This is a genomic window from Burkholderia sp. AcTa6-5, from assembly GCF_017815075.1.
GTDB lineage: Bacteria > Pseudomonadota > Gammaproteobacteria > Burkholderiales > Burkholderiaceae > Burkholderia > Burkholderia sola.
The window spans coordinates 14369-32879 of the sequence record NZ_JAGIQE010000022.1 but is presented as its reverse complement, the minus strand read 5'-3'; the positions used below and the strand labels follow the sequence as shown (position 1 = coordinate 32879).

Annotated in this window: 18 protein-coding genes and 1 tRNA gene; 9 read left to right on the top strand and 10 right to left on the bottom strand. The window is 69.2% G+C overall.

Going from position 1 to position 18511, the window contains the following annotated elements:
* Positions 1–3 precede the first annotated feature (3 nt).
* The 3 genes from J8I33_RS25560 to J8I33_RS25550 all read left to right on the top strand — a co-directional run bounded on the left by J8I33_RS25560 (position 4) and on the right by J8I33_RS25550 (position 1305).
* The gene (locus tag J8I33_RS25560; RefSeq protein WP_050011839.1) at positions 4–804 is read left to right on the top strand and encodes a BON domain-containing protein; all 801 of its coding nucleotides are present in this window, start codon (positions 4–6) and stop codon (positions 802–804) included.
* On the top strand, positions 801–1163 hold the full coding sequence (locus tag J8I33_RS25555; protein WP_209939381.1) for a c-type cytochrome: 363 nt from the start codon (positions 801–803) through the stop codon (positions 1161–1163). Before J8I33_RS25560 ends, J8I33_RS25555 begins: the two co-directional genes overlap by 4 nt.
* 66 nt (positions 1164–1229) lie before the next feature.
* Positions 1230–1305 (top strand) — tRNA-Ala (locus J8I33_RS25550).
* Positions 1306–1372: 67 nt separating this feature from the next.
* Here J8I33_RS25550 and J8I33_RS25545 read toward each other — a convergent pair.
* From J8I33_RS25545 to J8I33_RS25535, 3 genes are all read right to left on the bottom strand, one after another.
* The gene (locus J8I33_RS25545; RefSeq protein WP_209939380.1) at positions 1373–1684 is read right to left on the bottom strand and encodes a hypothetical protein; all 312 of its coding nucleotides are present in this window, start codon (positions 1682–1684) and stop codon (positions 1373–1375) included.
* 143 nt (positions 1685–1827) lie between these two features.
* Entirely contained in the window at positions 1828–3231 is a 1404-nt protein-coding gene (locus J8I33_RS25540; protein WP_209939379.1) for an enolase C-terminal domain-like protein, read from the bottom strand.
* Positions 3232–3293: 62 nt separating this feature from the next.
* Positions 3294–4634: an MFS transporter gene (locus J8I33_RS25535; RefSeq protein ID WP_124556840.1), complete on the bottom strand. Its 1341-nt coding sequence runs from the start codon at positions 4632–4634 to the stop codon at positions 3294–3296.
* 463 nt (positions 4635–5097) lie between these two features.
* Here J8I33_RS25535 and J8I33_RS25530 point away from each other — a divergent pair, with 463 nt between their 5' ends.
* Positions 5098–5730 (top strand): DUF2239 family protein, encoded by a 633-nt coding sequence (locus tag J8I33_RS25530; RefSeq protein ID WP_209939378.1) that lies wholly within the window; start codon positions 5098–5100, stop codon positions 5728–5730.
* A 15-nt stretch (positions 5731–5745) separates the two neighbouring features.
* Positions 5746–7077: a carotenoid oxygenase family protein gene (locus J8I33_RS25525; protein WP_209926127.1), complete on the top strand. Its 1332-nt coding sequence runs from the start codon at positions 5746–5748 to the stop codon at positions 7075–7077.
* A 22-nt stretch (positions 7078–7099) separates the two neighbouring features.
* On the opposite strand, the gene J8I33_RS25520 is transcribed toward J8I33_RS25525, so the two are convergent.
* The 4 genes from J8I33_RS25520 to J8I33_RS25505 are packed head-to-tail and all read right to left on the bottom strand — an operon-like array spanning position 7100 to position 11355.
* On the bottom strand, positions 7100–8266 hold the full coding sequence (locus J8I33_RS25520) for an ABC transporter permease (RefSeq protein ID WP_050011847.1): 1167 nt from the start codon (positions 8264–8266) through the stop codon (positions 7100–7102).
* A gap of 8 nt (positions 8267–8274) precedes the next feature.
* Entirely contained in the window at positions 8275–9429 is a 1155-nt protein-coding gene (locus J8I33_RS25515; RefSeq protein ID WP_050011848.1) for an ABC transporter permease, read from the bottom strand.
* A gap of 18 nt (positions 9430–9447) precedes the next feature.
* On the bottom strand, positions 9448–10146 hold the full coding sequence (locus J8I33_RS25510; RefSeq protein ID WP_050011849.1) for an ABC transporter ATP-binding protein: 699 nt from the start codon (positions 10144–10146) through the stop codon (positions 9448–9450).
* A gap of 3 nt (positions 10147–10149) precedes the next feature.
* On the bottom strand, positions 10150–11355 hold the full coding sequence (locus tag J8I33_RS25505) for an efflux RND transporter periplasmic adaptor subunit (protein WP_204383556.1): 1206 nt from the start codon (positions 11353–11355) through the stop codon (positions 10150–10152).
* 359 nt (positions 11356–11714) lie between these two features.
* Between J8I33_RS25505 and J8I33_RS25500 the strand changes: the two genes are divergently transcribed.
* From J8I33_RS25500 to J8I33_RS25490, 3 genes are all read left to right on the top strand, one after another.
* A complete protein-coding gene (locus J8I33_RS25500; protein ID WP_209939377.1) occupies positions 11715–11948 on the top strand; it encodes a hypothetical protein in 234 nt (77 codons plus the stop codon).
* Between the two features lie 62 nt (positions 11949–12010).
* Positions 12011–12997 (top strand): NAD(P)-dependent oxidoreductase, encoded by a 987-nt coding sequence (locus tag J8I33_RS25495; RefSeq protein WP_280920983.1) that lies wholly within the window; start codon positions 12011–12013, stop codon positions 12995–12997.
* Between the two features lie 76 nt (positions 12998–13073).
* On the top strand, positions 13074–13712 hold the full coding sequence (locus tag J8I33_RS25490; protein ID WP_209939376.1) for a LysE family transporter: 639 nt from the start codon (positions 13074–13076) through the stop codon (positions 13710–13712).
* Between the two features lie 89 nt (positions 13713–13801).
* On the opposite strand, the gene J8I33_RS25485 is transcribed toward J8I33_RS25490, so the two are convergent.
* A complete protein-coding gene (locus tag J8I33_RS25485) occupies positions 13802–15091 on the bottom strand; it encodes an MFS transporter (RefSeq protein ID WP_209939375.1) in 1290 nt (429 codons plus the stop codon).
* 94 nt (positions 15092–15185) lie between these two features.
* On the opposite strand from J8I33_RS25485, the gene J8I33_RS25480 reads away from it, so the two are divergent.
* Positions 15186–16115 (top strand): LysR family transcriptional regulator, encoded by a 930-nt coding sequence (locus J8I33_RS25480; protein WP_050011854.1) that lies wholly within the window; start codon positions 15186–15188, stop codon positions 16113–16115.
* A gap of 190 nt (positions 16116–16305) precedes the next feature.
* Here J8I33_RS25480 and J8I33_RS25475 read toward each other — a convergent pair whose 3' ends face one another.
* Positions 16306–17139: an OmpW family outer membrane protein gene (locus tag J8I33_RS25475; RefSeq protein WP_089488059.1), complete on the bottom strand. Its 834-nt coding sequence runs from the start codon at positions 17137–17139 to the stop codon at positions 16306–16308.
* Between the two features lie 18 nt (positions 17140–17157).
* Entirely contained in the window at positions 17158–18399 is a 1242-nt protein-coding gene (locus J8I33_RS25470; RefSeq protein WP_209926125.1) for a DUF2957 domain-containing protein, read from the bottom strand.
* Positions 18400–18511 lie beyond the last annotated feature (112 nt).

Here is an 18511-nt window from a genome sequence, read left to right as displayed (position 1 = left end):
TCGATGAATCAAAGCCGCGTCAAACAGACGCTCGTCAGAACCACGCTGCTCGCCGCGCTGACGGCGGGCCTCGCCGTGTCGCTGCAGGGTTGTGTGCTCGGGGTCGTGGGCGCAGCGGCCGGCGGCGGCGCGCTGATCGCGACCGATCGCCGCACGCTCGGCGCGCAGACGGAGGATCGCGAGATCCAGGTCAAGTCGCTCACGCAGATCAACAACGGGCTGCCCGACCAGTCGCACGTGAACGTGACGGTGTTCAACCGCCGCGTGCTGCTGACGGGCGAAGTGCCGAACGATGCGTCGAAGCAGCGCGCCGAGGAAATCGTGCGCGGCATCAACAACGTGAACGGCATCGTCAACGAGCTGTCGGTCGGGCCGGCGTCGTCGCTGTCGTCGCGCGCGAACGACTCGTACCTCGAAGGGCGCGTGAAATCGGAGCTGATCGCGACGAAGGGCATCTCGGCGAACTACTACAAGGTCGTCAGCGAGCGCGGCAATCTTTATCTGATGGGGCTCGTCACGGTCGATGAAGGCAATCGCGGCGCCGAAGCCGCGAGCCAGGTGCCGGGCGTCGAGAAGGTCGTGAAGGTATTCCAGTACGTGAAGCCGCAGGACGCGCAGGCGCTGCAGGACGCGTCGCCCGCGAGCGGCGCATCCGGCGCGCAGGCGGCTGCCGCCCCGGCGGACAGCGCGACGGTGGGCGCGGTGCCCGACGCGTCGGTGCAGTCCGCGCCGCTGCAGCCGCCCGCGCCGATCTCGAATTCGTCGAGCGTGCATCCGGGCAATCCGAAGGCGAAGGCGCAATGACGGGCAGGCAGATGACGCAGATGAAACGATGGATGGTGCAGGGCGCCGCGGCCGCGGCGCTCGTGGCCTGCACGCTGGGCGCCGCGCACGCCGACGTCGGCGACGGCTTGAAAGTCGCGCGCGGCAACGCGTGCATGGGCTGCCACGCGGTCGACCGCAAGCTCGTCGGCCCGTCGTTCAAGGATATCGCCGCACGCTACAAGTCCGATCCGCAGGCCGTCGCGAAGCTGTCGAAGAAGGTGAAGGACGGCGGCTCGGGCGTCTGGGGCGCGATTCCGATGCCCGCGCATCCGCGCATGAGCGACGCCGACGTCCGGTCGGTGGTCGAATGGGTGCTGGCCGGCGCGCCGTCAAAGTAATGCGCTGCGGGTGACGTAACCCCTATTGCCAAGCGCGGAAATGCGTGTGTATGATGGTCGACTGTTGGGGCGGTAGCTCAGCTGGGAGAGCGTCGCGTTCGCAATGCGAAGGTCGGGAGTTCGATCCTCCTCCGCTCCACCAACGGAATTTGAAAGGCCTGATCGCGAGATCAGGCCTTTTTGTTTTCCGCGGGACCTTGGCCGACGCGCTAAGTCGCCAACTCGTGGATCAACCTGAACGTCGGCACTGACAGCACCGCGAACCCCACCGTAATGACCGCGAGCACCGCGGTCCTCTTCCGCAGCAGCACGCAGAGAATGATCGACAGCCCGCAGAACACGCAGGTCAGAATGACGATCCACCACAGCGCCGCATAGCCCGCCCCGCCTTCGAAGTTCGATACGTTCTGCGTGATCCGGGTCGCGAGATATCCGGCGACGGTCATGCTCGCGGGCAGGCACAGCACCGAATACAGCACGAAGACGATGATCTGTCGCGGTGTCGGATCGGATGACGTCATGGAGCGCGTTCTGTTGCGGATGGACGGGGGGGCCCCGACCGTCCGCCGCACGGGCCGATCAAGGCAGTCGGCAGGATGCGACCGTTTTCCATGTTTGGCAACCGCCACCGCCTGCCACCCCGTCACCCCGCCCTAAACTACCCCTAAACCCGCCCCAAACTCGGCCGCTTCGGATCGTACGTCCACCCCGGCACCAGATACCGCATCGCCACCGCATCGTCGCGCGCCGTACCACCCACCGCGTTGTACAACGCATGCGCGGCCTCGACCTGCGCCATGTCCAGCTCGATCCCCAGCCCCGGCCGCTCTGGCATGGCCACCTGGCCGCCGACGATCGCGAGCGGTTCGCGCGTGAGCCGCGCGTCGCCTTCCTGCCAGATCCAGTGCGTGTCGATCGCGGTGATCGTGCCGGGCGCGGCCGCCGCCGCATGCGTGAACATCGCGAGCGACACGTCGAAATGGTTGTTCGAGTGCGAGCCCCACGTGAGCCCCCAGTCGCGGCACAGCTGCGCGAGCCGCACCGAGCCCTGCATCGTCCAGAAATGCGGATCGGCGAGCGGGATGTCGACCGCCTGCAGCCGCACCGCGTGATCCATCTGCCGCCAGTCGGTCGCGATCATGTTGGTCGCGGTCGGGATCCCCGTCGCGCGGCGGAATTCGGCCATCACCTCGCGGCCCGAATAGCCGCCTTCCGGCCCGCACGGATCTTCGGCATAGGCAAGCAGATGGCCCTGCCCGCGGCACAGCGCGACGGCCTCGTCGAGCGACCACGCGCCGTTCGGATCGAGCGTCGTGCGCGCGTCGGGAAAGCGCGCCTTGATTGCCGCGATCGCTTCCATCTCGTCGGCGCCGGCCATCACGCCGCCCTTCAGCTTGAAATCGGCGAAACCGTAGCGTTCGACCGCGGCTTCGGCCTGCCGCGCGATCGCGGCCGGCGTCAGCGCTGCCTCGTTGCGTAGCCGGAACCAGGCGTCCGAAGCGTGCGCCTCGTCGCGATACGGCAGATCGGTGCGGCGCCGGTCGCCGATGTAGAACAAATACGCGAGCATCGGCACCGCATCGCGCTGCTGGCCTTCGCCGAGCAGCGCCGCGACCGGCACGTCGAGGTGCTGGCCGAGCAGGTCGAGCAGCGCGGCTTCGATCGCGGTGATCACGTTGTCGAGCCGCAGGTTGATCTCGTGCGGCTGCTGCAGCACCGCCGCCTCGCCGGCCGACGTCACTTCATGGCGGATCGTGCGGCCGGCACCCGCACCCGCACCCCCACCGGACAGCGCCGCGCGCACCGCATTGAGCGTCGCCTGGTAGCGCCCGATCGACTGGCCGACCACGCGATCCGTCATGCGCTCGAGCGCGTGGCGGATGCCTTCGCCGCCCGGTACTTCGCCGACGCCCGTGTGTCCGCTGCTGTCGTCGAGGATCACGAGGTTGCGCGTGAAGTACGGTGCGTGCGCGCCGCACAGGTTGAGCAGCATGCTGTCGCGCCCGGCGACGGGAATCACCTGCATGCGCGTGACGCGCGGGGTGCCGGCACGGCTGGGTTCGGACATCGGTTCGCTCCTGGTTCCGTTGGCGTGCGGGCCGCCGGACGCGCCGGCGCGGCCCGCGCCGTTCATTGAAGCTCGACGCGGCGGATCTCGCCGACGACGAACAGGTAGCAGATCACGGCGACGAGCGCATGCGCGACGACATAGACGAGCGCGCCGTTGAACGAGCCGCTGCGGTCGACGATATAGCCGATCGCGATCGGCGTCGTGATGCTGGAAAGGTTGCCGCACGTGTTGAGCAGCGCGCCGCTCAGGCCGGCGATCTGGCGCGGCGCGGTGTCGGCGTTGACGGCCCAGCCGAGCGCGCCGAGCCCCTTGCCGAAGAACGACAGCGCCATGAACAGCACGACGAGCACATGCGAATCGGTGTAGTTGCAGACGATCATCGACATCGACAGCAGCATGCCGAACACGATCGGCACCTTGCGCGCGACCGACAGCGACCGGCCCTGCTTGAGCAGCGCATCGGACACGACGCCGCCGAGAATCCCGCCGAGGAACCCGCACACGGCCGGGATCGACGCGACGAGCCCCGCGTTGAGGATCGACATCCCGCGCGCCTGCACCAGATAGACGGGAAACCACGTGATGAAGAAGTAGGTGAGCGCGTTGATGCAGTACTGCGCGACGTACACGCCGACCAGCATCCGGTTCCTCAGCAGCGCCTTCACGTGACGCATCGACGGGCCGCCTTCGCGTGCGCCCGTCGCCTGGTCGATGTTGACGAGCGCGCCGCCTTCGGCGAGGTAGTCGAGTTCCGCGCGGTTGATGGTCGGGTGCGCCTTCGGGTCGTACATCGTGCGGTTCCACACCAGCACGAACGCGAAGCCGAGCACGCCCATCACCGCGAACACCGACTGCCAGCCGAACGCGTGCACGAGCCAGCCCATCAGCGGCGCGAACACGACGGTCGCCGCGTACTGCGCGGCGTTGAAGATCGCCGATGCGGTGCCGCGTTCGGCGGCCGGGAACCACGCGGACACGATCCGGCTGTTGGCCGGGAACGACGGCGCCTCGGCTGCGCCGACCAGGAAGCGCAGCCCGAACAGCAGCGCGAACGCGGCCGCGCCGCCGAAGAAGCCGATGCCGCCCTGCAGCAGCGTGAACAGCGACCAGAAGAAGATGCTGAATGCGTAGACGATGCGCGACCCGAAGCGGTCGAGCAGCCAGCCGCCCGGCAATTGCGCGATCACGTACGACCAGCCGAACGCCGAGAAGATGAAGCCCATCTGCACGTGGCTCAGGTGCAGCGAGCGGGCCAGCGCGGGGCCCGCGATCGCGATTGCCGCGCGATCCGCGTAGTTGATCGTCGTGACCGCGAACAGCACGGCCAGCACCAGCCAGCGCACGCGGGTGCGCCGGGCCGTTGCCGACGCGGACGCCGGCAATGCGTGAAGCGGATTCATGACTTGTCTCCTCCGAAGGGCGGAAGGCGCCGTCGAGCGGCACGCGCGTCGGGTGCGCGCGTAATGTAGTGATGCCGCCGGCGGAGGCCGGGCACCGGACGCCGAGGCAGGCAGAGCGTCCGGGCCATTCTGTCATGTCGATATTTGCGCTTTCATGCCAATTGCTGACTTGATCGATTCAGTATTTGAATCGATCAGCTGACGCGAGCGGTCTCGCGTACGCGCCCGTCCATGCCGCTGCCGTCGTCGGCGTTCGACGGGCGCGTGTCGCTCGACGACGTACTCCCAGCGCACGCTCGACATCGCGGCGCCGCGACGCCGGGGCGGGCGGCCTGATCGGTCACGCCGGTTCTCCCGGCAGGATGGAACCCGTCGACGATGTTTTTACCCGGATAATATTGACATCCAATTAATACCCGGATAAAAATAGCGTCATTCCGATTCCAGCCCCCGGGCGACCACGATGACCTCTTCCACGCTTCTTCCTTCGTACACGGCCTTCGACGGCCATCGGCGGCTCGCGTCGGGCCCGCTTGCGACGGTCGCGCTCGCGGTCCGGCAGGCGGCCGGCGACGCGGCGCCCGGCACGATCCTGATCTTCGACGACGCGACCGGCCGCTCGATCGACCTCGACCTGCGCGGCACGGCGGACGACATCCGGGCGCGCTATGCGGCGCCGTCGGGCGACGCAGCCGGCAGCGCCGGCGAGCCGGGCGGCGCGGTCGCGGGCGAACAGCGCGGCCGCGGCCGGCCGAAGCTTGGCGTGGTGTCGCGCGAGGTCACGCTGCTGCCGCGCCACTGGGAATGGCTCGGCGCGCAGCCGGGCGGTGCGTCGGTCGCGCTGCGCAAGCTCGTCGAGGACGCGCGACGCACGCATGCGGCGGCCGACCGGCAGCGCGACGCGCAGGCGCGCGCATACCACTTCATGTCGGCGATGGCGGGCGACCTGCCCGGTTTCGAGGAAGCCGCGCGGGCGCTGTATGCGAACGATCCGGCGCGGCTGGCCGAACTGATCGCCGGCTGGCCCGACGACGTGCGCGACCATGCGCTCGCACTGGCGCGCGGCGATCTGCCGCCGGCCGCCGACGACTGCTGACGGAGCGCCGACGCGATGACCGTATTCGACCTGAACCGCGGCGCGATCGCGCCGGTCGCCGACGAAGTCGACGTCGTCGACCTGCGTGTGACGGGCGCCATTCCGCGCGAACTCGACGGCACGTTGCTGCGCAACGGCCCGAACCCGCCGGGCGGCCGCTTCGACGGCAACGACATGCTGTCGTGGTGGCCGGAGGCCGCGATGCTGCATGCGATCGCGTTCGACGACGGCCGCGCGGCCGGCTACCGGAACCGCTGGGCGCGCACGCGGCGCTGGGCCGCCGTCCATGCACCGGGGCAGGCGCCGCATCTGCCCGACACCAATCCGAACGTGAGCGTGCTGCAGCATGCGGGCGAATTGCTCGCGCTGGCCGAGGGCGGCGTGCCGCTCGCGATTACCGCCGCGCTCGATTCGTTCGGCGTGCCGACGCGGCACGCGGGCTTCGACGGCGCGATGACCGCGCATCCGAAGGTCGATCCGGTAACCGGCGAGCTGATCCTGTTTCGCGCGGACTGGCGCGCACCGTGGCTGCGCTACGGCGTCGCGGATGCGCTCGGCGTGCCGCGCGTCGATTTCGAGATCGAGCTGGGCGCGCCGTCGATGATGCACGACCTCGCGATCACCGAAACCCGCAGCCTGCTGCTCGACCTGAACGTCGGCTACGACTTCTCGCTGCTGAAGCAGGGCCACCGGATGCCGCTGCGCTGGCACGACGACCGGCCCGCGCGCATCGGCGTGCTGCCGCGCCACGGCGGCGACGTGCGCTGGTTCGGCGTCGAGCCGTGCTTCATCCAGCACGTCGTGAACGCGTACGACTGCGACGCGTCGTGCATCGTGCTCGACGCGGTGCGCTATCCGTCGTTCCTGCGGCTCGACGCGCGCACGGGCCGCTTCGCCGACAACCCGGTCGGCGAGCTGTGGCGGTACGTGATCGACACCGCGAACGGGCTGATCGACGAAGGGCCGCTCGCCGACGGCGGCATCGAGCTGCCGCGCATCAACGAAAGCCGGACCGGGCGCGGCTACCGCTATCTATATGCGGTCGAGCAGCCGAATAACGCGGAAATGCGCGGCGTGATGCGCTTCGACCACGCGCGCGGCACGACCACGCACTACGCGGTGCCGGCCGGCGACCAGAACGGCGAGCCGGTGTTCGTGCCGCGCCCGGGCGGCGCGGACGAGGACGACGGCTGGCTGCTGGTGATGGTCTACCGCGCGGCGACGGACACGAGCGACGTCGTGATCCTCGATGCGCGCGCGATCGACGCGGGGCCGGTCGCGACCGTGCACCTGCCGCGCCGCGTGCCGGCCGGGTTCCACGGCGCGTGGGTGCCGCGCGAACGTTGAACGTGCGCGTCGGCGGCGCGCGTCACTGCGCGCGCAGCGCGTCGACGATCTTCAGTCGTGCGGCGCGCATCGCCGGCAGGAACCCGCCGACGAGCCCCATCACGAGCGAGAACACGAGCGTCTTCACGACGATCGCGGGCGTCAGCACGAAGCGGAACGACAGGTCCGAGAAGGTCTGGAAATTGGTCGTCGAGAACGACGCGAACTGCATCAGCGACGCGCACGCGAGCCCCGCGACGCCGCCGACGAAGCCGAGCAGCAACGCCTCCAGCAGGAACGCGGCGAGCACGTTGGTGCGCTTGAAGCCGAGCGCGCGCAGCGTGCCGATCTCGGCCACGCGGTTCGCGACCGACGCATACATCGTGATCATCGCGCCGATCATTGCGGCGATCGAGAAGATCGTCGACAGCGTGATGCCGAGGATGTTGATGAACGTCGACAGCGCCTTCGACTGGTCGCCGTAGAAGGTCTGCTCGCGCTTCGCCTCGTCGGTCAGGCGCGGATCGACGTCGATGTCGGCCTTGAAGCGCGCGAAGCCGTCGGCGCTCGGGATGCGCAGCACCATCGACGAATAGCTGGTGCGCCGGAACGACTGCATCAGCTGGTCGACGTCGCCCCAGATCTCCGAATCGAAGCCGCTGCCGCCCGCGTCCAAGATGCCGACGATGGTCCAGTCGCGCTGCGCGAAGTGCAGGCGATCGCCGAGCTGCGTGCCGCTGAAGCCTTTCGCGATCGCGCTGCCGACGACGATCTCCGACGAGCCCGGCGCGAACGGGCGGCCGGCCACGAGCGTCACGTGCGGCCGCAGCGCGAGGCCCGCCGGCGACACGCCGCGGATCACGACGTTCGACGGCTTGCCGGTCGACGTCTTCACGAGCGAGATCAGCACCACGGCCTCCTTCGACACGAGCGGCCGGCCGTCGGGACCGAGCGCGACGGCCGGATGCATCTCGAGCGCATTGGCCTGCTGATGGTCGATCGAACTCTGGATCTCGGTCTCGGCGCCCTTGCGGATCACCACCGCGTTGTCGGGTTCGCCGGTCGATACGAGTGTCTTCGTGAGCCCCGCATCGAGCATCTGCACCGTCGCGAACACGAAGATCACGAGCGCCATGCCACCGGCGGTCAACGCGGTGGTGAGCCGCCGGGTCCACAGGTTGCGTGCGATGTAGGTGAGCGGGATCGCCATGCGCGTCTCTATCCGATCGCCCGCAGGCCTTCGACCACGCGCACGCGCGCCGCCTGCCACGCCGGCACGATTGCCGCAGCGAAGCCGACCGCGACCGAGCACGCGGCCTGCAGCACGACCGTCTCGGTCGACACCTTGAATACCGGGAAAATGCCGCCCGCCGCCTGCTTGAACAGGTTCGCGGCGGGCGGCGTCGCGAGCATCCCGAGCCCGCCGCCGACCACCGCGATCACGACCGATTCGCCGAACACGATCAGCGCGAGGAACCCGGGGCCGAAGCCGAGCGCCTTCAGCGTCGCGTATTCGGCCGTGCGCTCGCGCGCGCTCATCGCCATCGCGTTGGCCATCACGGCCATGATGATCAGGATCACCACGTACGACACGAGGCGGATCGCCGCGATGATCTGGTTCGACATCGCGACGAAGCCGAGCTGGAATGCCTGCTCGGTCTCGGTCAGCGTTTCGGCGAGCGAGTTCTTGAACACCGCGTCGACGTTGCGCGCGATCGACGCGCCGTCGTCGGGGTTCGCGACGCCGAGCACGAACACGCCGACCTGGTCGGCCTGCTTCGGCGTGCGCTTGCGCACCGTCTCGTTCAGGTAATCCCAGTGGAACACCAGTTGACGCGTGATCGTCGAGTCGTCGCGGCCATCGAGAATCCCGCGCACGACGAAGTCCCACGTGCCCGGATAGATCGTGCCTTTCAGCGGAATCACGTCGCCGACCTTGAAGCCGAACTGCGTCGCGAGCTGGCGGCCGACGAGGCAGCCGCGGCGGTCGCGATCGTAGTCGGCGCGCTGCTGCGCCGGCAGGATGAATTCCGGATACAGGTCGAGATAGTTCTCCGACACCGCGAAGCTCGCGAAGAAGTTCTTCGGGTCGCGGTAGATGCCGCCGAACCAGTTCGAGCGGACCACGGCCGTCACGCCGTCGACGCCGCGGATCCGGTTCTCGTAGCTCACCGGCAGCGGAAATACCAGCGAGATCGCGTTGCGCGTGACGAGCCGGCCGCTGGACGCGGCCGCCGCGCCCGCGTACCACGCATCGACGACGGTGTGCAGCAGCCCGAACGCGAGCACGGCGATCGTGAGCCCGAGCACGGTCAGCAGCGTGCGCAGCCGGTGCCGCAGCGCGTTGCGCGCGATCAGCTTCAGCACGTACATCGCGCGCGCTCGCGTCGATCAGGCCGCGTGCCCATCGATCAGCTCCCCCTTTTCCAGATGGACGAGCGAGCGCGCGGCGCCGGCCGCGTGCGCGTCGTGCGTCACCATGATGATCGTCTTGCCGAGTTCGGCATTCATCCGCTGCAGCATCGCGAGCACGTCGGTGGCCGATGCGCGGTCGAGGTCGCCGGTCGGCTCGTCGGCGACGATCAGCACCGGATCGGTGATCAGCGCGCGCGCGATCGCGACGCGCTGCTGCTGGCCGCCCGACAGCTCCGACGGGTAATGGCTCGTGCGATCGCCGAGATTCACCATGTCGAGCACCAGCTCGACGCGTTCGCGCCGCTCGCGGCGCGACAGGTGCGTGAGCATCAGCGGCAGCTCGACGTTCTCGAACGCGGTGAGCACGGGCATCAGGTTGTAGAACTGGAAGATGAAGCCGACGTTCGCCGCGCGCCATTCGGCCAGTTGCGCCTCGGCGAGTTGCGAGATGTCGAGGCCGCCGACGCGCAGTTCCCCGCTGTCGGGCCGGTCGATGCCGGCCACGAGATTCAGCAGCGTGCTCTTGCCGGAGCCCGACGGCCCCATCAGCGCGACGAAGTCGCCTTCGCCGATGTCGAGCGTGATGTCGGTCAGCACGGGCACGATCTGGTTGCCGCGCCGGTACGACTTCGCGACGTGGCTGAGCTCGACGAGGGGTGGCCGGGCGTCGTTCACGCGCTACTTCTTCGCGACGGTCACTTTCGCGCCGTCCTTCAGTTTCGCGCCCGGCGCGAGCACGACCGTGTCGCCGGGTTTCACGCCGCGCACGGCGACCAGCTCGCCGATCCGCGCGCCCTTCGTCACGGCCACCGCATGCACGGCGTCGTCCTTCACGACGAACACGACCGGCCGGCCGTCGCGCTCCACGACCGCGCTCGCCTGCACGGCCGTCACCGGCTGCCGGTCCTGCGCCGTCGCCGGCTTCGACAGGAACGCGATCTTCGCGCTCATGTCGGGCAGCACGCGCTCGTCGCGGTCGACGAAGCGCACCTTCACGAGCACGGTGGCCTTCGAGCGGTCCACGGTCGGCACGATGCGCGACACGCGGCCCGCGAAGCGCATGTCGGGCAGCGCGTCGAGCTGGATCTCGCACGGCTGCTCGGCGCGGATCTTCGCGATGTTCGATTCGGCGACGTCGGCCTCGACCTCGAGCGTCTCCATGTCGGCGATCGTCACGACCGCGCCCTTGCTGTCCGACGCGGACGAGAACGGCGTGATGTTGTCGCCGACGTTCGCATGCTTCGCGAGCACGATGCCGTCGAACGGCGCGCGGATCACCGTCTGGTCGACCGCCACCTGCGCGGCCTGCGCGTTCGCTTCGGCCGACACGATCGCGGCCTGGTCGCTGTTGAGCGTCGCGCGCGCCTTGTTCACGCGCGCCGTGTCGGTGTCGAGCTGCGCGGCCGGCACGGCGCCCTTCGGCGCGAGCGCGGCGGTGCGGCGCAGCGCGATCTCCGCATCCTTGAGTTCCGCCTGCGCGACGCCGAGGTTCGCACGGGACACCTGCACCTGCGCACGCGCCTGGGCGAGCGACGCTTGCACGTCGTTGCTTTCGAGACGCGCGATGATCTGGTCCTGCTTCACGCGCGTGCCTTCGAGCACGCCGAGCCACTCGACGCGCCCCTGGCCCTTCGACGCGACCGCGGCCTTGCGCTGCGGCACGACGTAGCCGGTCGCATTGAGCTGCGTATCGTTCTGGTACGGGTAGGCGGACGTGACGGACGTGGTGTCGACGGTCGGCCGGCCGGTGAGCGCGAGGCCGGCGACGATCGCGACGACGACGAGCGCGGCGGCGACCGCATAGCGCCCCCAGCGGCGCCGGCGCGGCACCGGGGCGATCGGACGCCGGTCGATTTTCAGTTTGTCCAGATTGTGATCGGGCAATTTGAGCGCCTCGAGACGGCGGCGGTCGTGCGACCGGCCGCGATCCGGTTTCCGGGGAAAGGGACGGATGGACGCCAGTATAAGCGTCGCTCCGGCGCCGCGCGAGCCGGTTTGCGGCGCCGTGCGGCGGCGGCCCGTCCGGCCCGCTGGCGCCGGCCGACGCGCCCGCCCCCGGGGAAACCCGAGGATGCAAGCAACGTGTCAACTTGCCGCGAATGCGGTGCGTTATGGAACCAGTGCGTCAGGTTTTGTCGCGACGGAACGGCGAAAGCCAGCCTCGCGGCCTGGGGCTCCGGTGCGAATGCCTCGCATCTTTACTTACCGGTACGTTTGATTTTTTCTCCGCTAAAGGAAGAACAATGAAGAAGACGCTCGCTTCGATCATCGCCGCAGCATTCGCACTCGCATCGGTTTCGGCATTCGCACAGGCGTCCGCGCCGGCAGCCGACATGTCGGCTGCCGCATCGGCACCGGCCAAGAAGGATCACAGCAAGCCGAAGCACCAACTGAAGCACCACGGCTCGAAGAAGGGCCAGGCGAAGGCTGCAGCCGCATCGGCCGCCGGCACGAACGACGCAGGCACGCAGAACTAAGCGGTTCCGCCGCCACGGCCGGCGTGGCCGGTCATCGGTCGGCCAACCCCGCATGCTCCGGCATGCGGGGTTTTGTTTTTTCAGGCGCCGAATGCGCACCGCGCCCGGCCGGCGGCAGGCGCTGCAGCGCGCCGGCATCTGTGTTTAACTCGCGGCTTCACGGAGCGAAGGAGCGAGACATGGATCTCGGGTTTATCGGGCTGGGCGAAATGGGGCAGGCGATCGCGACGAACCTGCTGAAGGCGGGCCACACGGTGCGGGTCTGGAACCGGTCGCGCGAGCGGGCCGAGCCGCTCGCGGCATTCGGCGCGCAGATCGTCGACACGCCGGCCGACGCGTTTCGCGGCGACGCCGTGTTCTCGATGCTCGGCGACGATGCGGCCGCGCGCGCGGTGTTCGACGATGCGCTGCTGGCCCAGGCGCCGCGCGGGCTGATCCACGTGAACATGGCGACCGTGTCGGTCGCGCTCGCCGAATCGCTCGCGCACGCGCATGCGTCGCGCGGCATCGACTATGTCGCCGCGCCGGTGATGGGGCGGCCCGACGTCGCGGCCGCCGCGCGCCTGACGATCATGGCCGGCGGCCCGGCCGAGGCGATCGACCGCGTGCAGCCGCTGTTCGACGCGATCGGCCAGAAGACCTGGCGCTTCGGCTCGCTGCCGCAGCACGCGAACGTCGCGAAGATCGCCGCGAACTTCACGCTCGCGTCGGCGATCGAGACGCTCGGCGAGGCGTCTGCGCTGCTCGGCGCGCACGGCGTCGCGATGCGCGATTTCCTCGACGTGATCACCAGCAGCGTGTTTCCGGGGCCCGTCTACGAAGGCTACGGCGCGATGATCGCCGAGCGGCGCTACGAGCCCGCGCGCTTCAAGGCGCGGCTCGGGCTGAAGGACGTCCGGCTCGCGCTGGAGGCCGGCGACGCGACGTCGGTGCCGCTGCCGGTGGCGAGCGTCGTGCGCGACAGCCTGCTCGATGCGCTCGCGCACGGCGGCGGCGACCAGGATTTCGCGGTGCTCGGCGAGGCCGCGCTGCGCCGCGCGGGCCGCTGACGCGCGACAGAAGCGCGGTGCGCACGGCATAATCGACAGTCCGTTTTCCCTACATTCATTTCAGGCAGAGGCAGTCATGAACTTGCATACGTGGTGGCTTTTCGTGGCGACGGTGTTCGTCGTGTCGGCGATTCCGGGCCCGAACATGCTGCTCGTGATGACGCATGGCGCGCGCCACGGGCTGCGGCGCTCGTCCGCGACGATGGCCGGCTGCCTGAGCGCGCTGGTGCTGATGCTCGCGGTCTCCGCGGCCGGGCTCGGCGCGGTGCTCGAAGCATGGCCGACGACGTTCGATGCGTTGCGCTTCGCGGGCGCAGCCTATCTGATCTATCTCGGCGTGAAGGCGTGGCGCGCGCGCGTGGACGACGCGCCGGCGGCCGACGTCGATGCGGTGTCGTCGCAAGCGGCCTCGACATCGCGCGTCGCGCTGTTCCGCAACGGCTTCCTGGTCGCGGGCAGCAACCCGAAGGCGATCCTGTTCGCGGCCGCGCTGCTGCCGCAGTTCATCAACGCGGCCGAGCCGACGCTGCCGCAGTTCGGCATCCTCGTCGTCACGTTCGCGGTGATCGAGGTGAGCTGGTATCTCGTCTACGCGGCGTTCGGCACGCGCATCGGCGCCACGCTGAAGAGCCAGAGCGTCGCGAAGGTGTTCAACCGGCTGACGGGCGGGCTGTTCGTCGGCTTCGGCGCGATGATGGCGCTGGTCCGTCACTGATTCCCGGCCGACCCCGGCGTACCGAATGCCCCATCTCTCGCAAGAGGGTGGGGCGTTCGGCTTTTGGGCGCCGCTTCACCGGTGAGGGCTCACGCACGCGGCCGATCCAGCGCCGCCGCGCCGGGCCCGCGTCCGGTCGCCAGCCCGAACACGGTCGCCGCGCCGGCGAACGCGAATCCGACGCCACACACCGCGCTCCAGCCGCCCCATGCCCACGCGCTGCCCGCGAGCGCCGCGCCGAGCGCGCCGCCGACGAAGAACAGCCCGACGAACAGCCCGTTCAGGCGTCCGCGCGCGGCCGGGTTCAGCAGGTTGATCGCGCGGCGACCGATCGTCTGATCGACGATCACGCCCGCATCGAGCAGCGCCGCGCCGCCGGCCAGCAGCGCGAGCGCGACGCCGCGATGCGCGTGCGCATCGAAGCCGAACCAGCCTGCGCCGGCGATGCCGAGCACGACGAGCGCCGCGAGCATCGTGCCGTGCGCGAGCCGTTGCGCGGCCGGGCCGTGGCCGCGGTCGCCCGCGCGGCCGGCGAGCGGCGTGACGATCGCGCCGCTGGCGCCGGCGAACGCGAACAGCGCAATGCCGTGCAGATCGAGCGCGAACGGCGGCTGCGCGAGCCGCAGCCCGACGGCGGTCCAGAACGCGCTGAACGCGGCCATCGCGAGCGCGGCCAACAGCGCATGCCGGCGCAGCACCGGTTCGTCGGCAAGCAGCCGTCCCATCGACGCGAGCAACGCGCGGTAACTGGCCGTGATCGACGGCGTGCGCGCCGGCAGGCGCAGCGCGAGCACGACCGCGATCGCCGCGTTCGCGAGCGCGGCGAGCAGATAGAACGCGCGCCAGCCTGCCGACCCCGCGATCAGGCTCGCGAGCGGCCGCGACAGCAGGATCCCGAGCATCAGCCCGCTCATCACGTTGCCGACCGCGCGGCCGCGCTGCGCGTCGGGCGCCATCGACGCGGCCATCGGCACGAGCATCTGGATCACGCTCGACGCGGCGCCGGCCGCGAGCGTCGCGAGCAGGAACACGGTGCCCGACTGCGTGAAGGCGGGCAGCGCGAGCGCGGTCGCGCAGACGGCGAGCGTCGCGACGATCAAACGGCGGTTCTCGAGCAGGTCGACCAGCGGCACGAGCAACGCGAGCCCGGCCGCATAGCCGAGCTGCGGCAGCATCGCGACGAGGCCCGCGAGGCCGGGCGGCAGGTGCAGGTCCGCGCTGATCGGGCCGGTCAACGGCTGCGCGGCGAACAGGTCCATCACGATCACGCCGACCGTCGCGGCGAAGAACAGCGTCATGCCGATGCTCAGTGCAGGCGGCGCGGGCGCGGCGACGGTCGGAGAAACGGGGGCGGAGCAACGATTGACAGGGCAGTTCATTGCAAACCAAGAGGAGTCGAAGGAACGCCCATCGTAGGCGTCCGATCTTTATGCGACAATTGAAATATGTCTAACATGATTATGCGAGTTTGTTTTGAATACGCGTGATCTCCAGGCGTTCGTCGCGGTCGTCGACAGCGGGTCGATGGTCGCCGCGGCCGCGAAGCTCCACCTGACGCAGCCGGGCCTGACGCGGCGCGTGCAGAACCTCGAAACGCTGCTTGGCGTGCCGTTGCTCGAACGGCAGAGCAAGCCGCTGAAGCCGACCGCCGCCGGGCGCGACGTCTACGCGCTCGCGCGCAACGTGCTCGGCGCGGTCGACGAACTGATGGCGGCGGGCACACCGGACAGCGAGCCGTCGGGCGAGCTGCGCATCGGCGTGCCGCCGTTTCTGTCCGAACTCGCGCTGGAGCGGCCGATCGACCGGCTGCGCGACGCGTTTCCGCGCCTCACGCTGCGCGTGACGGCCGGCTGGTCGCCCGCGCTGGTGCAGGGCATCGAGCGCGGTGCGCTCGACGTCGCGACCGTGATGGTGCCCGCGAGCGCGGCGCTGCCGGACGCATTGACGGCGACGCTGCTCGCCACGCAGCCGACGGTGCTCGTGGCCGCACGCGATTTCCCGCTGCCGGACGGCCCGCTGTCGCTCGACACGCTGTCGGGCTTTCCGTGGGTACTGAGCCAGGACGGCTGTGGGATGCGTTCGGCGCTGAGCCGCGCGCTCGGCGCGGCCGGGCTGCCGTTCGACGTCGCGGTCGAGGCATTCGGCTCGGAACTGCAGTTGTCGCTCGTCGCGCGCGGCGCCGGCATCGGCATCGCGCCGCCGAACGCGCTGGCGCGCAGCGCGCATCGCGATGCGCTGAGGGTGGTGGAAACGGCGGGGCTGGAAACGCGGATCAACGTATGGATCGTGCACGGCACGCTGCCGGGCCGCCTCATGCGGCCGGTCGCGCTGCTGCGCGACGCACTGGGAGAGGTGCTGGAGCGGGAGAGCGGAAAGGGGTCAGGCGCCGTGACGGAGAAGTAGAGGCCGCGTTCGAGGGAAAATCCTTATTTTCTCTACGGAAATGTTGCATTGCGGAAACCGATTCGATATGATTGCACCTGTCTCCTCCATGTCTCCTCTGATATGGATTCAGCCCGCCGATCAGGCGGGCTTTTTTTTGCCTGCGATTGAGTCGCAGCGCTCCATTTCCATTCGCCGACGGCCGCCGCGCTCAGAACTTGTATGTCATCCCGACGTAGCTGATGATCGGGTCCGCCTTCAGGTCCGATTTCGACTCGGCGAGCACCGAGCCGTCCGCCGCCTTGATCGTCACCGTCGACGTCGTCTTCAGCGGGATGTAGGTCACCGACGCGACCAGCCCGAAGTGTTCCGTCAGGTTGTACTGCAGGCCCGCGTTGAACACCGGCTGCCACGACGACGATGCCTTCGCCTCCACCGACGTCGTACCCGGCTTGCCCGCGCCCGCCGCGAGGATCGCGCCGAGGTTGTCCTGCGTCTGCTTGATGAAGTTCGTATTGAGCTGCAGGTCGCTGAACCAGTTGTACGACACGCCGAGGCCGAGGAACGGGCGGAACTTCGCGGTCGCCTGCCCGAAGTAGTACTGCAGGATCACCGCCGGGCTCCACTGCCGCACGCTCTTCACGATCGGATTGACCGAGGCCAGCCCGATGTTCTGCGTGCCGAGCGCGCCGGCCGGCCCCGGCGGCTTGATCGTGCCTTGGCCCGACACCTTGAACACCGGCGGCACGCCGGCCACCGACGTGACCGCGATATGGTCGGTCAGGAAGTGGCTGACCGTCAGGCCGACGGTGTCGGCGCCGCTCGTGTGCAGCCCGGTGCCGGCCGATGTGAACGACGGCGGCAGCCGCAGCGGCGTGTTGATCGGCGTCGGCGCGACGTTGGTCGTCATCGGCGTGCTGCTCTGCTGCGGCATGATGTGGAACCAGCCCAGCGTGACGACGTTGCTGCCGGCGCTCTGCGCGTGCGCGGCGAGCGGCGCCACGGCGGCGGCGCCGGCCGCCGCGCAGAGAAGGGTTTTCTTCATCACGGCTTTCCCCTCCGCTTACTGGACGAATGCGCCGATCGTGAAATACGGCGTCGATCCCGCGTTGTCGAGGAAACCGAACACGCCGCCCGAGAAGATGAACTTGCCGGTCGGCGACGTGCTGCCCGAACCCGTATGGATCGTCGTGACCGTGCCCGGCACCTTCTGCGTGTAGTCCAGGTCGAGCACTCTCGTGAGCGACGCCTGCGACGGCTGGAACGGATCGAGCAGCGTGGCCTGCTTGTCGATCAGCGCGGTGGTCCGGTAATCGAACTGGCTGTCGACGCCGATGTATTCGCCGTTCTGCGAACCGGCCGCGACGGCCGTCTGCGGCGCGAGGATCGAGATGCTCGATTCGTCGTCGGCGGTCAGGCCCGGCACGCCGTTGCTGTCCGGCGTCGGGTTCGGGTTCGCGACCCCCGTGCGCACGAGGATCGGCACGAGCTGGTTGCGCAGCTTGCCGACGACCATGAAGCCCTTGCCCTGCGGCGTGGCCGACAGCGTCGGCTTCAGCTGGCTCGCGTAGTTGTTCGACTGGAACGCGCCGCTGCCGTCGGCCGACTGCACGAAGTTCGTGCCCTGCTGCGTGCACGCGCCGCCGGCGAACTGGCCGGTCGTGTCGCACTTGGTCCACGTGCCGTCCGCGTTGATCGTCACTTTCGCGTCGATCGACGCCGGCCCGAATTTCTGCGACGGCACTTCGCCGAAGCCGATGTGGCTGTACGTACCCGCGACCTTCGTGATGTCGGTTTCGATCGACGAGAACCCGATGAACGGGTAGTACGGGAATTTCGTGTCGGGCACCGCGGCCTGGCCGAGCACGCCGTCGAACTGGATCTCCTTGCCGGGAATCGTGCCGCCCGCGACGCCGAAGCCGACGAAGATGCGCGCCGGACGCGACGCATCGAGGCTCGCGCCGTTCAGGCGGAACGCGCACTGGTTCAGCTTGTTGGTCGGCAGCAGCGTTTCCTGCGTGAGCGTGCCGCTGTCGACGGTGCCCGCGCGGGTCGGCGTGACGGTGCCGGTCTTTTGCGGCACCGCCGATTCGACATAGGTGACCTGCCAGGTCATCTTGGTCGTGTCGAGCTGGACCTTCGCGAGTTCGCCGCTGCCCGCGCCGCCCGTAAACACGGTGTTGTAGTCGAGCGTGGTAGGGCAAAGCCGCTCTTCGACGAGCGGCGGCGGGTTGTCGCTGCCGCCGCCGCAGGCGGAAAGAAGGGGGCCGGCAAAGGCCGCCGCCAGAATGAGGTTGCGCTTCATGTTGCTCCTCCAGATTTGTCTTGTGCGGCGGCCAGCTCCCTGTCGGCCGCTTCTGTTGGTCGTGCTCGTCTTGTTGGCGCCGTGCCGGGCGCCTTCGTGCCTTCCCTGCGTC

What these genes read in the sequence shown, in the direction of transcription:
- J8I33_RS25535 (WP_124556840.1), bottom strand. Translation starts at nt 4,634, where the DNA reads ATGAATCCGCTTCACGCATTGCCGGCGTCCGCGTCGGCAACGGCCCGG.
- J8I33_RS25495 (WP_280920983.1), top strand. Translation starts at nt 12,011, where the DNA reads ATGCGGGGTTTTGTTTTTTCAGGCGCCGAATGCGCACCGCGCCCGGCC.
- J8I33_RS25560 (WP_050011839.1), top strand. Translation starts at nt 4, where the DNA reads ATGAATCAAAGCCGCGTCAAACAGACGCTCGTCAGAACCACGCTGCTC.
- J8I33_RS25515 (WP_050011848.1), bottom strand. Translation starts at nt 9,429, where the DNA reads ATGTACGTGCTGAAGCTGATCGCGCGCAACGCGCTGCGGCACCGGCTG.
- J8I33_RS25520 (WP_050011847.1), bottom strand. Translation starts at nt 8,266, where the DNA reads ATGGCGATCCCGCTCACCTACATCGCACGCAACCTGTGGACCCGGCGG.
- J8I33_RS25555 (WP_209939381.1), top strand. Translation starts at nt 801, where the DNA reads ATGACGGGCAGGCAGATGACGCAGATGAAACGATGGATGGTGCAGGGC.
- J8I33_RS25540 (WP_209939379.1), bottom strand. Translation starts at nt 3,231, where the DNA reads ATGTCCGAACCCAGCCGTGCCGGCACCCCGCGCGTCACGCGCATGCAG.
- J8I33_RS25475 (WP_089488059.1), bottom strand. Translation starts at nt 17,139, where the DNA reads ATGAAGAAAACCCTTCTCTGCGCGGCGGCCGGCGCCGCCGCCGTGGCG.
- J8I33_RS25485 (WP_209939375.1), bottom strand. Translation starts at nt 15,091, where the DNA reads ATGAACTGCCCTGTCAATCGTTGCTCCGCCCCCGTTTCTCCGACCGTC.
- J8I33_RS25470 (WP_209926125.1), bottom strand. Translation starts at nt 18,399, where the DNA reads ATGAAGCGCAACCTCATTCTGGCGGCGGCCTTTGCCGGCCCCCTTCTT.
- J8I33_RS25525 (WP_209926127.1), top strand. Translation starts at nt 5,746, where the DNA reads ATGACCGTATTCGACCTGAACCGCGGCGCGATCGCGCCGGTCGCCGAC.
- J8I33_RS25490 (WP_209939376.1), top strand. Translation starts at nt 13,074, where the DNA reads ATGAACTTGCATACGTGGTGGCTTTTCGTGGCGACGGTGTTCGTCGTG.
- J8I33_RS25500 (WP_209939377.1), top strand. Translation starts at nt 11,715, where the DNA reads ATGAAGAAGACGCTCGCTTCGATCATCGCCGCAGCATTCGCACTCGCA.
- J8I33_RS25530 (WP_209939378.1), top strand. Translation starts at nt 5,098, where the DNA reads ATGACCTCTTCCACGCTTCTTCCTTCGTACACGGCCTTCGACGGCCAT.
- J8I33_RS25545 (WP_209939380.1), bottom strand. Translation starts at nt 1,684, where the DNA reads ATGACGTCATCCGATCCGACACCGCGACAGATCATCGTCTTCGTGCTG.